This window comes from Bacillus sp. UNC41MFS5 (genome assembly GCF_000686805.1).
This window is the reverse complement of the sequence record NZ_KK366017.1, coordinates 1,370,808-1,383,698: the sequence shown is the minus strand read 5'-3', so window position 1 is coordinate 1,383,698 and position 12,891 is coordinate 1,370,808. Positions and strand designations below refer to the sequence as shown.

The window sequence follows — 12,891 nt, the reverse complement described above, 5'->3', positions numbered from 1 at the left end:
TTTTAAAAATACCTCCAAACTAAATCAATTGTTTCAATTGTTGTAAACTTTAGTGTGAAACTTTCATACTTTTTTAGGAGGAGTTGTTGTTTAAGGAAAGCAGGTGAATAGATGATAAAAATTAATCAGCAAACGATTCACGTGGGCGACCTCAGTGACATCCTAACAACGAAAGAACAAAAAGACATCATTACAAGAATGGACAAATCAAAGGAAATATTTCAGTACCAGTCTATAAGTCATTTGGAATTTGTGCTGCTGTATAGAACCAATACGCTTAAGGCAGCACGAGCCCTTAATAATAGTAAGGTACAGTTTACGACCTTTGAGTATGCCTTTTGCAATAAAAAGTATTGGACTCGTTTAAGTAACGGCGGTTTCCTCATAAAGCCAAATGTAAGGCCCTCGGAGGCCATTCTGGATGTCTTAAAGAATGGAAAGCTTTATGCGTTTGATTGTTCAACAGGAATTGCCATTGTCTTATATCTTGCTGCCCTTTATACCATTGGAAGCAGAAGGTTTGACCTCCTTTTTGACGGTCTTCTCTTATTGGATTGGCAATTTGATAACGATTTAAGGCTTACTCAAAAATATGGGGATGATTTCATACCTGGTGACATCGTGCATTTTAATAATCCAGACGTCAATCCCAATGAATCCCATTGGCGTGCCGAAAATGTGATTTTTATGGCCGATGACCAATACTACGGCCATGGTGTTGGTATTAAAAAGGCAGACACCATCATTACCTTCCTAAATAAAAAAAGAAAGCCCGACGCTCGGATCCCTGCCTATCTAATGAACCTTATCACCAGACCCGTTTTGTCTAACATTTATCAACCATAATAAGACCGCTGCCAATTAAGCAGCGGTCTGTTTGTTGTATGAACGAAAAATGGCTAGTTTTTGATCTGTTCCAATATAAACGGATCCTTGATTTTCTTATCCTCCGCTAACATGAGCACTTTTGAAACAATTTCTGCGGTTTTAGAATCTTCATCCATGAAGGGTAAGAAAACTCGACCGCGCTGTTGCGAGTGGACCGGAACAATATAAATAGCCCCTGTTGCCTGCTTATACACATTTGCACTACCTAAATGAACGCTATATTCGCCGAGACTTCCCCCAATCAGCGCAAAATTTCCCTCAATTCTTACATTTTCCAATTTCATTAATCGAACCGACTCCGCGACAATAACCCTTCTCATTTCAATCGTCGTTAAGCTCGCCTCTGGGTCACCCCCACCGACATGGGCAATACTGACAACCAAATCAATATCTCTCATGGTTTCCGAGAAAATCAACTTCGGAATATTTTTTATTTCAAGCGGTTGAAAAGTCAGACGGTCGAAAAATTCCACTGTTTCTAAGGTCGGATACTCGACATCCGAAGGAGAGAACCAATCCGCTAAAGTATTAAGCTGTACAATAATATTTTCTTTATAATAGACTTTTTGTAAGCCAACTTCATAGCTAGTCGTCCACAAGCGATTTTTTAATAAAGCCACTGTTTTCTGCGGCTGAATTTGGTGACCCGCGTATCTCCCTGTTCCCGTTCCGGCTGCTAGTTCATCCTGATTCGGTAAATAAATTTCTCTAAATACCTGTTTGAATGGCTGCTTTACCTTCCGTGCGAATAAATCCCGCTGGAAATCACTCCATTTCCCGCTTTCATAGAGATGGACTGGATGAGTGATGTAAATTTCATCTGTATCCTGGATTGAATACTTATTAACCTGCCCAACCCCAATGAGAGAACCGTCTTCAAAATAGCCTAGATGATTCTCTACCTTTAATACCAATGCAGTCATGAGTGGTACCAATACTGGATTTTTCATCATCTTGTTTATTTCATCTAAAACAAAGCTATTTCCAAGCTCCATCGAACGTTCCAATTCTTCTTTTGCTCGTTTATGTTGCTCCCTTAAATCAGCTTTATATTCTTTTAAGACACCCACATATTCGTGCTTCTTGTACTTAGCTGGTAAAGATTTTAGAACCTTATTAGCTTTCACAACTTGGATATCTGCACGTCCATTCGCATCAATTACGAGCTGGACGGTTAAATCTTCAATAATTTTTGGCTCAAGATATGGCATAATCTCTTCCATTTTCTTGGCTTCCATCGCCCACTTCAGCCTTGTCACATCCTTGAAACCTGCATTTCTGGCGAGGTTATCAAGAGCAATTGTGACCGTTTTTGCTTCGCTAGCTCGGCGTTGTGCACCAAATTTCTTACTTTCCTGTAAAAATTTTTGGAGGAATACATACCTGTTTAGAACATCTTGTTCATTTTTCACAGGAATCAAACTATAGCTTAACACCTGATCCTTCGTTCTTTTTTCCTGAACGATTTTTTCCGTGCTTTCAAGTTCCAACCTCCCTAAGGCTGCGTCGGCAAATAGTTGTGACCTGCGATGATTGGCACCCGACGAGATGTATTTTGCACACTGATAAAGAATTTGAAAACGTTCTTCTCCCAACTGCTCGTAACATTCTTTAAACCAACGGATATCAAAGGCACCATCCTGAAAATCCTGAGGTGAAATTGGCGAATAATGTGCGACAATCGTTTCTTTTTCCTTAGAAAAGGTCTCGTTGATATGGGCATGAAAATACCAGGCAGCACTCCTCAAACCATTCCAATTTAAGTACTTAGACACAAGGTCTAGCCATTGCGGGGCATACATGGCTGCCTCCACTAACCTTTTTTCCAAGATGTTCTTTCCATTTAAAAATTCCTGGAGGTGTTCGTCACTTTCTCCCTCTTTTGGATAACTGTTTTTTAATAAGTGAGAGAACACCTCTTTTTTCGAAAGTTCGCTACCATAACCATAAATATATCCGCGTACGAACGATTCTTTATCAAGTCCTACTAGGATTTGAACAAAAGATTCTATGCCTTCATGACGTTCAATTCCCATAGCTACGGTGGTTACATCTGTCTGGAGATCCCCTCGTTTTAGCTCAATATCTAAAATCCTTTGAACTACTCGATCTTTTATCGGCTTCATGTATGGATATTTTTTTATCACTTGACCCTTGGGATTGGTTAATTCTGAAAGATAGTCTCTACTAGTCTCCTTTCGACCAACCAGCTCTCGAAAAATCACCTGTTCATCGATAAGGTTACAATCATAAGCTTTTGCTAAATCTTCCATTGAAGGGAGAAAACTCTCAAAATTAGCGATTGTATATAACTGATAATGAAGTTTGAAATATACATCAAAATCCTCATCATCATTGATAAATTGTTCTGCCCATTCCAGCCAAGGTTCGGCGAGAAAATCTAGCAACTTGTATTCAGTTTTGAGCCGCCCCTCTGGTATCGAATGCACGAGATAATTTAAAACCGAACTGATGATTTCGAAAAATTCTTTCGAATTCTGACTCAGTAAATAAGCATCGAACAGCGTTTCTACTTGGGACCGATAATTAAGGTCATCGATATAGTCATTCATTTCTTCGATGTTTGCGATTGGTAAAATTTCTTCTAAAAATGTTTTTCTCCAGCCCTCTACCCTCGGATAATCCATTACGTCCCATACATCCAGCATATTGTGGTAATAAGTGAAAATCCTGTGTGAATGGAGGAAGTAAGCCGTTTGAATGATTGCTGATGCCGATAAACCTTGGCCATTAAAATACTCCTGCCAAACTTCGGATAACGGGAAATACCCGAGTTTCTGTTGTTCCTCCTCATGGTTAGGGCACCTTAATTCCTCGCCAATATGCAATGTGTCCTTGGAGCCATCATACCACTCAACTTCATATTCGACATGACGATGTTCATGAACTAAAGCGTCTAAACCATGGAGAAATTGTTTGATCGTATCTGTAGATGAATGGAAAAGGTTATTTAACTCTAGTTTAGGGTGCTCGAGTAGTTCTAGGTTTACTTGATGGTTGGGGTCAAATAATCCAAACCCATTTCCAAGACTGAATTCATCTGGCTGATACAACTTATCAATTAATATTTGTTCTTTTGAGGTAGCTTTCATTTGAGCGATTTTATTTTTAAACACGGTAACCAGTCGCTCACGTTCTCCTTGGTCACTGACTTCAGATATGATTTCAAGTGCACCGACACGTTGCAGCTCCGCTTTACTGGTTAATAAGCGATCAACTGATTCAGCTAGTTCATCCCTTGAAAGCCCTATTAATATCTGAATGGCTCCTTGACGTAGTGCGCCCGTTTTTAATTTTAATATCGCTTCGACTTTTTCTATCTCACCTTGTAGAAGGTCTATTTTTTTTATGTGCGCAAGTGCAATTTCACGATTATTGATACTTTTGTCAGCAAGACTTGCAAATAGGAACGCTCGTTGTATGTGATCATCGTAATCTTTAATAAAAAAAGAGAGGAGATTTTCTCTTAAGTCTGCACTGAGTTTGTCTTTCCATTCTATTAATTGCTGTAACCAATCCTTGTCCAAATCATAAGCAGTTAAGAACATCAGTTTTCTAGCTATTTCATCTAATGAGAAGGTGATCGTTAGTCCTTTGATGGCTTTAGATTCGATGGAAACCTCTCTTTTAGGCATTTGCAGAAACATGTTTTTGAACAACTCAAAATGACGAGAGCGTTCTTGCTTGTTTTCTAAAACTGGGATATGGTGAACTGAAAGTGTGCTTTCATTTTTTTCAGAATGATACGACCACTGGACCTCGTATTCATACACATAGTTTGAGAGCAGATAATATTGCAGTTCTAAATTCGTTTCATGTAAATAGGGATAGGATAACTCAAATCTCAACCTCAAATTTTGACTTTGTGTTAAAAAGTATTGGGCCATTACCTTATGATAGGTTGCTCCATTTTCCATCAGGAAGCGGATCGCATCCTTAACATCGTTCTCTTCATGAGCGGCCGTTGCCCAGAGACTAATATAAAGAGTATTGAGATTTTCACTTTGCAGACCTTGTACCCTTAATTGTGGATCGCTTAACGAAGCAGCCACATATTCAAGTGATTGTTTAGTGACTCTTGTATTAGAGGCATGCAGGTCCAGTCCGGTCCAAACGTCAAGGGCCCGAATGACAGAACTGTAACGAATAAGATTGTTGTCGAGAATGATTTTTAACATGTACTTAGTAGCTTCTAATGTACCTTCATCCATATTTTCGACGATACTTTGACGTAAGCCCTCTTGGAGACGCGCGGCTAGGAATAAATCGCCAAGCATTTTATATCCTTCTACACTATGACTTTTAAATATACCTTTCATCATCTCATAGTTTAACAAAGCACCATTATTTTCACTGAAAATAACTTCTCTTAAGGCTTGGATTACCTGTTGATTTTTTTGGTCAATTTCATATGCAATTACATCCCCGATCACAGGATTATAAATGGACAAATTGTCTCGAGTAGTTAGATATTCGATAATTGAAAATTCTTCGAAATCCAAGTCTACAAGGTACAAGAAACTATCGATCAATCCATTATGGTGATACTCGAGATTTTTCGTCCGAAATGGCCGTCGATCAAATCCTTCACTATATGGATATTCACACTTATGGTCCACGATATATTGAAAAATTGTCCCGTACCTAGACCCAAGTAAGGTGTGGGCAATTTTCACAAGTGGTTCGTAAATAATGGGGTCCCTTGGACTTTCTTGTCCCTGGATGATTTTTCTGATTTCTAGATGATTTGCGTCTCTTACCAGATAGATTGCATTCTCTAATTTTAGGATCAAGAGTGCTAGTTGCTTTTCGGTACCAGTAAGTTCTTGGCTTGCTTTCGCTACCAAACCTTCATAATATAATTCTTTATTTTTTGTTCTCATACAGTTCCCCCATTACCACATACGTCCAGCTAACATTGTCAGCTTTATAAAAGTAAGTTGATCGCCTTCTTTTATTTCCAATGATCCATCTAAGTCGGACAGTTCTTGTTCATTCATATATACTCGAAATAAACCATCCTCATATGCTCGGATTGCCGTCATTACTGCGTGGTGACAAACGGTTGGTTGTTCATTATATTTAGTGCCAAAACCTACTTTTCCAGTATAAACCAGCTGTTGGATATCATCGTTTGTAATGAACCTTACCAAAATGGCTTTTGATATTTTCGCATTGAACTCTTGAACTTGGGTCGTTACTAATCCTGTCAATAACTGTCGAAGGGTTTGAGGAATTTCTTCTAAATCAATCTCTTGTTTGGTTAGAAAATCCTTCCTCTTAGCTAAACTTTTCATCGTTACATAGATTTTCATCTTATTACCTCAAAATAGATTTTATCTATATTCTACCAAACATTATAGTCAAATCAGCCATTCGAATAGTGAAAACATTACGAAAAAAACTGTCCGCCTGCGGCGGACAGTTTACTTGTTTTGTATTTTTGTGGTGCCTGACACCATAGGGTTTTTACATCAAACGGTTTTCACTTCAAATCAGTAGTTAACAAAGGCATCTTCGGCTTTGACGGTTTCTTTGATGACTTTGTTGTCTTTTAGCCACTGGGCTGTTTTCTCCCATGTTTGTGGGTCTTGGTAGCCGAATGGTTTTTCTTTGGCATCCATTAACGGGAGGAGAATTTCTAAGCTTTTGGTTTCGACATCCTTCTCAAGTGGTGATGTTTTATCTTCATGGTTCATTAATGTCGAAAGGCCATCTTCAGGATGATCCTGAACATATTTTTGCCCCTTGGTAATTGCCGCCATGAACTTTTTAAATACTTCTGGTTTCTCTTTTAATCCCTTCTCACTAGCCACCAAAACTAATTCATAATAATCTGGCACACCGTAATCAGCAGGATTCAGGGTACGCATTGGATGGCCTTCTTTATCTAACAATAATTTCTCATGGTTAATATAGCCACCAATCAGGGCATCCGTTTTTTTTGTCGCCATTGCAGGAATAAGATCCCAGCCAACATCCACCATTTTTACCTTATTAACATCTCCACCATCGGCTTTAACCATAGTTCCTACGATCGCTTCATCCAACGGAATCGATGGATAGCCAATCGTTTTCCCTACTAAATCCTTTGGGGATTGAACCGGACCATCCGCAGGCACCATAAGTTGATTTAGCGGGTGACGGACAATCGCACCAAATGATTGCACAGGGATATCCTCACTGCGTGCCACGAGCACCTGTGGTTGATAGCTCATCGCCATGTCAATTTGATTAGCTGCCACAAGTTTAAGCGGATCATTTGTATCTGCCGGCATTTGGATATCAACATCTAAGCCCTGTTCTTTAAAATAGCCCTTCTCCTCAGCTGCAAATAGAAACGAATGCACCGCATTTGGATACCAATCCAGCATTAAGCTTACTTTTTGAAGCTTAACATTCGAACTACCATTTTTTTCGGCTGTTTCTTTCCCGCAAGCACTTAATATAAGTAACAAAAAACTTACCAGAATCAAAAAACTCTTTTTCATCTAAAATCTCGTCCTCTCTAGTTGTAACGATTTTTATTTTTTAATACCTGCTTTTCCAATAAGCCAATTAATAGAAATAACACGATGCCCAGGACGGATAAAAGGAATATCGATGCAAATACGGAATCTGCCTGTAAGTTACCAGACATTCTACGACTAAAATATCCTAAACCCTCACTTGCACCCAGCCATTCACCAATCGTCGCTCCGACGACGCAATAAACGACAGACAACTTTAAGCCTGAAAATATCGCGGGCAAAGCCATCGGCAGTTGAATTTTTTTGAAAATTGTCCAGCGGTTCGCTCCCATCGTTAACAGTAATTCACGGTATTCATTTCCCCCTGTTTTCAAGCCATCATACGTACTCACGACGATTGGAAAAAAGGCAGTTAAAATGGTCACGGCAATTTTGCTCCAAATCGAATAACCAAACCACATAATAAAAATCGGTGAAATGGCAATAAGCGGCACCGTTTGTGAGATTACAAGGAACGGATAAAGGACTTTTTCAATTGAACGGGAAAAATGCATTCCAACTCCAAGTATCAATCCAGCGATCACGGAGAGCCCAAAACCAATCAAAACTTCTTTGAGGGTAGCAGGCAAATGCTCTTCAAACAACAGCTGCTTGTTTTCTAGTAATGCCCCCCAAATGGCTGAGGGAGCAGGCAAAATAAATGACGGAATCATGGCCTGCCTTACTGCCCATTCCCATCCACTGATAAGTAGGAGGACCACCAATAAAAACAAACCGTAATCATCTGTCCATTTCTTCAGGCTAGCTTTCATTGTGAATCAGCATCTCCAGTTCTTTTCTCATTGTTAAAAACTCTGATTGATAGATAAACTGTGAACTTCTTGGCCGAGGTAAATTGACTTTCAATTCTTTGATTCCTACATCCTGTAGCACATACACTCTGTCGCTTAATAGGATGGCTTCCTCAAGATCATGGGTAATGAACAATACCGTCTTTTGTAATTCCCCCCACAGCCCTAATAGCCATTTGTGCATGTTTCGTTTTGTCATCGAATCAAGTGCACCAAAGGGTTCATCTAATAATAGAAGTTCCTTTCCCGTCATTAGCGTTCTTAAAAAAGCAACACGCTGCTTCATTCCTCCTGAGAGTTCAGATGGATAGGAATTTTCATATTCTGCTAATCCGAATCGTGCTAACCACTCTTTTATTTCTGGCAATCTTGCTTGTTTACGCTCCTTTGTAACCTCCAGAGGTAATAACACGTTCTCTAAAACGGTCCTCCATGGCAGCAGCAAATCCTTTTGCGGCATGTAACCAACATTTCCCAATCTCTTGCCGGTCTGCTTTCCATCAATCAGGATGTCCCCCTGATTTGGCTCAAGTAAACCGGTTACCAATTTGAAAAGAGTGCTTTTACCAGATCCGCTGGCACCAATGACGGAAACAAATTCTCCTCGTTTCACATCAAGTGTAAGTCCTTGGAAAATGGGCTTTTCTTCTTCAAAAGAATAGGCGAGGCCTTGAATGGATAACATCGTCGAGCTAGACAGGCCACTCGCCTCCCTGGTAGACCATGTCCCAAAACATATATTCAAACCGAGATGTTGTAAGGAAATGTTCTTCTAAGATGGCTAATTCCCGCTCCGGTTTTCCTTCTGCCAATCGATCTAATAAATCAATAAGCCAGGTTGCTAATGAACCAAACTCATCAGAAGAGTACATTTTTACCCAATCTCCATAGAGTAGATGATCAATAGCATCAGGATAGTTATTTGCTAGCACTTTGCTAATCTCCCAATAGCTCCACATACACGGCAAGAGAGCAGATACTAATTCCGCGAGCGAACCATTCTGGGCAACATTTAACATATACCGAGTATAGGCTAAGTTGATCGGCGTTGGTTTGGTATCTTCCAACTGTTGGTTAGTAATCCCAAACCTCTCTGCATACTGACGGTGCAAGTCCATCTCTCCATGCAATGTTTCATCCAAAAGCTTCGCAAAAGCGGCCATCGTCTCCACGTCTGTTGCTTTAACGGCCCCGATAGCAAATAGTTTCGAGTAATCGATTAAATACACATAATCCTGTTTCATATAGCGGATAAAGGATTCAACCGGCAACTCTCCTGTGCCCATCCCAACAACAAATGGATGCTGATGGGTTTTTTCCCAAATATCACTTACCTTTTCAAAAAGTCTATGGGTAAATCTCATTCCCCTATTGCTCCTTTCTCGTGTTGCACCACTCAGCGATAAATACAGCTAACACTTTTGTAAAGTCTAATAATTGACTGACTTCGACTTTCTCATTAACGGCATGGGCGTCTTCCAATTTACCAGGTCCAAAAATAGCGGTTGGAATCCCAGCACGTCCCAGCCAACCTGCATCTGTAACAGTGGTGGACATACCAAACGTTGGCTTGGCAGATAATAATTTTTCAAAGGAGTTCGCTAATAGCTTCGTTCCTGGATGTTCAGAATCTATTTCTAATGAAGGGAAAATTTCTCCTCGGTCGACAATCATTGATTTTCCTCCCCACACAAATTGTGGAGGATTGTCACGCAGCCAAGGGTCTGCGGCTGCAACTGCCCCAATATGCTCTTCGATTTCTTTGATGACCACTTCATAGTCTTCATCTGGGTAAAAATGAACAGTAACCCAAAGCGCACAGCGATCAGCCACAAATGCTGCATGGCGTCCTCCTTCAATCACCGCGGGATTAATCGTATTGGTGCCGGGAGGAAAGCCTTCGTAGCTCTTCGTAATTGCCCAATGACGTTCTAACTCTTGAAGTCCAGCAATAATCTTCATCATTTTCTCAATCGCGCTGGCCCCCTGAACGCCACCACCTGCATGGATCATCTTCCTCCTGATTCCATCATGGTAGGTTTCGTTGCTTTGAATAGTAATCCATCCCGTAATAACTCCGCCTTGCCCTTGAATATGTAAATCACTTGTATCTACCACGACCGCATATTCAGCTGTATAACCTCTTTCCATGCATGCCAGGGTACCTGCTTCGCCAACCTCTTCGCCAATAACCGATTGAAATTGGAGATCGCCTTTAAGCGAAATCCCCAGTTCTTTTAAAAGTTTAATGGCAATCAGTGATGCTGCAATTCCGCCCTTCATATCAGCGACACCACGTCCATAAATATGGCCATCTTTGCAATATGCCGAAAATGGAGACTCCTTCCACGCTGAAGAATCCCCCACTTCAGCGACGTCCACGTGACCATTTACAATTAAACTATTAAATTGATCAGGAGATTCCCCTGGTAAAATACCTACGACATTAGGGTCACTTGGATAGACATCCCACTTATCAGTGTGAAATCCCAGGTCTTCTAAATATCTTTTTATAAAATCTTGCACCTCATTCGTATTCCGTGCAGGAGGACTAACCGTTGGGAAAGCAATGAGTGTCGACAACAATTCAATTAATTCCGCTTCTCTCGCTTCTACTTCTTGTGAGATTTTACCAAGCAGGTCCTCTTTCATTTGTTCACGCCCTTATCATTAATTCCTGATGGTTGTGTCATTTTCATTAACAATCAATACTTTCTTTCTTAAAAAAACAGTTAAAATAAGGAACCCAAGCAGCGCTCCTGCAAACGAGCTGAAGATAAATAATGGAATAAACCCAAATAATGTTGCCTTTTGACCAAGCAAAAGAGTAGCTATAGGGTAAGAAAGCATGGCACCAAGGATTCCTGTACCAATCACTTCACCAATAAATGCTAGATATAGTTTTCTAGTTTTCCAGAATAATAGTGAGGCAAGCAAGGCTCCGACCATACTGCCAGGAAAGGCAAATATCGAACCTGTTCCCATTAAATTCCTAAGCAAAGAAACACCGAAAGCCTGGGCAACAGCATAATAAGGTCCTAACAACACCGCTGATAAGACATTCATAAAATGTTGAATAGGAAAGACCTTTGTAAAACCGATTGGAATATAGAATAGGTTACTTGAAAGTGTTCCAATCGCAATCATCATGGCCGTCAACGTCAATTTGTGGGTCTTATTCACTATTTGACCACTCCTTTAAAAATCACACTATTTCTTAATGCTTTCGCAGCTTCCAAAGGGGATTCTGCCTGGCTTATAGCCGTAATTACAGAAACTCCATCTGCCCCCGCATCAATGACGGATCGAGCATTTTCAATAGTGATTCCACCGATTCCAACAATCGGCACCTCACAACCATCTTTTCGTAGTTTTTCAATCAGTGTCGTCCCTCGCGATGGCTTGGCATCAGCTTTTGTCTTTGTCGGAAACACAGGGCCAATTCCAAAATAATCTGCTCCATCTTGGATCGCTGCCATGGCTTCTTCTGTAGTATGGACGGATACCCCAAGGATTTTGTTCGCACCGATTTTCTCTCGAACCATTTTTACCGTTTCATCTTCTTGCCCGATATGAACACCATCTGCATCAATCGCCACAGCCAACTCGATATCATCATTCACAATGAAAGGAATTTGATGGTCTCTACATAGGGTTTGGAGTTCTCTAGCCAGTGCATATTTTTCAGAACCAGTTAGTGCACTCTCCCCCTTTTCGCGGAATTGAAAAAGCGTAATTCCTCCTGAAATCGCCTCAGTTAATACTTCAACAGGTTCTTTCAAACAGTTGGTGCTGCCCATAATAAAATAAACACGTAAAGCCTCTCTCAAATCAATCATGACCTCGATAGCTCCTTTACAAAATTTCTTTTTCCATACGCCCAATGGTTAGTAGGTCCATGTCCTTGACCAATCTCCAATTGGTCTTCAATTGCGGCCTGAATAAAATCTTTCGCTGTCACAACGGCTTCATAAACTGTCGCACCTTTAGCTAGTTCAGCGGTAATAACTGCGGAAAAAGTACATCCTGTACCATGTGTGTTTTTTGTCTCGATTCGCGGACTTGTAAAGGTGTAAAATTCCTTCCCATCAAACAATAAATCAATCGACTCGGACTTGTTTTCATCGTGACCACCCTTAATCACAACGTTTTTCACGCCTAAATCATGAAGCCTTCTAGCGGCCTCTTGTTTATCCTCTAAGGTCAGAATAGTCATCCCCGTTAGAACTTCCGCCTCTGGAATATTCGGCGTAATCACTTTGGAAACTGGCAACAAATATTTTTTCATTGCAGAAATGGCTTCCATTTGCAGCAGTGAGGCGCCACCTTTGGCAATCATGACTGGATCAACAACCACATTCATCCAACCAAAATTCTTAATCTGAGCGGCAACCGCCTCGATGATTTGCGCATTGAACAGCATTCCTGTTTTCACCGCATCAGCACCAATATCCGTGCCAATGGCTTCGATTTGCTTGACCACGGCCTCTGCTGACATTGGATAGACAGCGTGAACTCCTAAGGTGTTTTGGGCAGTAACAGCGGTTATAGCCGACATTCCAAACACTCCTAACTCTTGAAACGTCTTCAAGTCAGCTTGAATTCCTGCACCGCCGCCGCTATCCGAACCGGCAATAGTTAATGCTTTTTTCATGAAAATT

Annotated in this window: 11 protein-coding genes; 1 reads left to right on the top strand and 10 read right to left on the bottom strand. The window is 40.6% G+C overall.

The annotated features are described in order from the left end of the window. Positions 1-111 precede the first annotated feature (111 nt). Positions 112-846, top strand: a complete 735-nt coding sequence (locus BR30_RS34340) for a hypothetical protein (protein WP_035445818.1) — start codon at positions 112-114, stop codon at positions 844-846. A 53-nt stretch (positions 847-899) separates the two neighbouring features. Here BR30_RS34340 and BR30_RS0123020 read toward each other — a convergent pair whose 3' ends face one another. From BR30_RS0123020 to thiD, 10 genes are all read right to left on the bottom strand, one after another. After that, positions 900-5,792 carry a DUF4132 domain-containing protein gene (locus BR30_RS0123020; protein WP_026567056.1) on the bottom strand — a complete coding sequence of 1,631 codons (4,893 nt, stop codon included), beginning with the start codon at positions 5,790-5,792 and terminating at the stop codon, positions 900-902. 12 nt (positions 5,793-5,804) lie between these two features. Then, on the bottom strand, positions 5,805-6,224 hold the full coding sequence (locus BR30_RS0123015) for a hypothetical protein (protein ID WP_026567055.1): 420 nt from the start codon (positions 6,222-6,224) through the stop codon (positions 5,805-5,807). Positions 6,225-6,404: 180 nt separating this feature from the next. Next, positions 6,405-7,400, bottom strand: a complete 996-nt coding sequence (locus tag BR30_RS0123010; RefSeq protein ID WP_026567054.1) for an ABC transporter substrate-binding protein — start codon at positions 7,398-7,400, stop codon at positions 6,405-6,407. 17 nt (positions 7,401-7,417) lie between these two features. After that, on the bottom strand, positions 7,418-8,191 hold the full coding sequence (locus tag BR30_RS0123005; RefSeq protein WP_026567053.1) for an ABC transporter permease: 774 nt from the start codon (positions 8,189-8,191) through the stop codon (positions 7,418-7,420). After that, positions 8,181-8,915, bottom strand: a complete 735-nt coding sequence (locus BR30_RS0123000) for an ABC transporter ATP-binding protein (RefSeq protein WP_026567052.1) — start codon at positions 8,913-8,915, stop codon at positions 8,181-8,183. The genes BR30_RS0123005 and BR30_RS0123000 overlap by 11 nt, the downstream gene beginning before the upstream one ends. A gap of 7 nt (positions 8,916-8,922) precedes the next feature. Next, positions 8,923-9,594: a thiaminase II gene (gene tenA, locus BR30_RS0122995; protein WP_026567051.1), complete on the bottom strand. Its 672-nt coding sequence runs from the start codon at positions 9,592-9,594 to the stop codon at positions 8,923-8,925. Between the two features lie 4 nt (positions 9,595-9,598). After that, a complete protein-coding gene (locus BR30_RS0122990) occupies positions 9,599-10,882 on the bottom strand; it encodes an acetylornithine deacetylase (protein WP_026567050.1) in 1,284 nt (427 codons plus the stop codon). A gap of 18 nt (positions 10,883-10,900) precedes the next feature. Further along, positions 10,901-11,413, bottom strand: coding sequence for an energy coupling factor transporter S component ThiW (gene thiW / locus BR30_RS0122985; RefSeq protein ID WP_026567049.1), 513 nt, complete (start codon positions 11,411-11,413; stop codon positions 10,901-10,903). After that, the gene (gene thiE / locus BR30_RS0122980) at positions 11,413-12,069 is read right to left on the bottom strand and encodes a thiamine phosphate synthase (RefSeq protein WP_026567048.1); all 657 of its coding nucleotides are present in this window, start codon (positions 12,067-12,069) and stop codon (positions 11,413-11,415) included. The genes thiW and thiE overlap by 1 nt, the downstream gene beginning before the upstream one ends. Then, positions 12,066-12,884: a bifunctional hydroxymethylpyrimidine kinase/phosphomethylpyrimidine kinase gene (thiD, locus tag BR30_RS0122975; RefSeq protein WP_197032387.1), complete on the bottom strand. Its 819-nt coding sequence runs from the start codon at positions 12,882-12,884 to the stop codon at positions 12,066-12,068. Before thiD ends, thiE begins: the two co-directional genes overlap by 4 nt. Between the last annotated feature and the right edge of the window lie 7 nt (positions 12,885-12,891).

What these genes read in the sequence shown, in the direction of transcription:
- BR30_RS0123000 (WP_026567052.1), bottom strand. Translation starts at nt 8,915, where the DNA reads ATGTTATCCATTCAAGGCCTCGCCTATTCTTTTGAAGAAGAAAAGCCC.
- BR30_RS0123015 (WP_026567055.1), bottom strand. Translation starts at nt 6,224, where the DNA reads ATGAAAATCTATGTAACGATGAAAAGTTTAGCTAAGAGGAAGGATTTT.
- BR30_RS0123010 (WP_026567054.1), bottom strand. Translation starts at nt 7,400, where the DNA reads ATGAAAAAGAGTTTTTTGATTCTGGTAAGTTTTTTGTTACTTATATTA.
- BR30_RS0122990 (WP_026567050.1), bottom strand. Translation starts at nt 10,882, where the DNA reads ATGAAAGAGGACCTGCTTGGTAAAATCTCACAAGAAGTAGAAGCGAGA.
- thiE (WP_026567048.1), bottom strand. Translation starts at nt 12,069, where the DNA reads ATGATTGATTTGAGAGAGGCTTTACGTGTTTATTTTATTATGGGCAGC.
- BR30_RS0123005 (WP_026567053.1), bottom strand. Translation starts at nt 8,191, where the DNA reads ATGAAAGCTAGCCTGAAGAAATGGACAGATGATTACGGTTTGTTTTTA.
- BR30_RS34340 (WP_035445818.1), top strand. Translation starts at nt 112, where the DNA reads ATGATAAAAATTAATCAGCAAACGATTCACGTGGGCGACCTCAGTGAC.
- tenA (WP_026567051.1), bottom strand. Translation starts at nt 9,594, where the DNA reads ATGAGATTTACCCATAGACTTTTTGAAAAGGTAAGTGATATTTGGGAA.
- BR30_RS0123020 (WP_026567056.1), bottom strand. Translation starts at nt 5,792, where the DNA reads ATGAGAACAAAAAATAAAGAATTATATTATGAAGGTTTGGTAGCGAAA.
- thiD (WP_197032387.1), bottom strand. Translation starts at nt 12,884, where the DNA reads ATGAAAAAAGCATTAACTATTGCCGGTTCGGATAGCGGCGGCGGTGCA.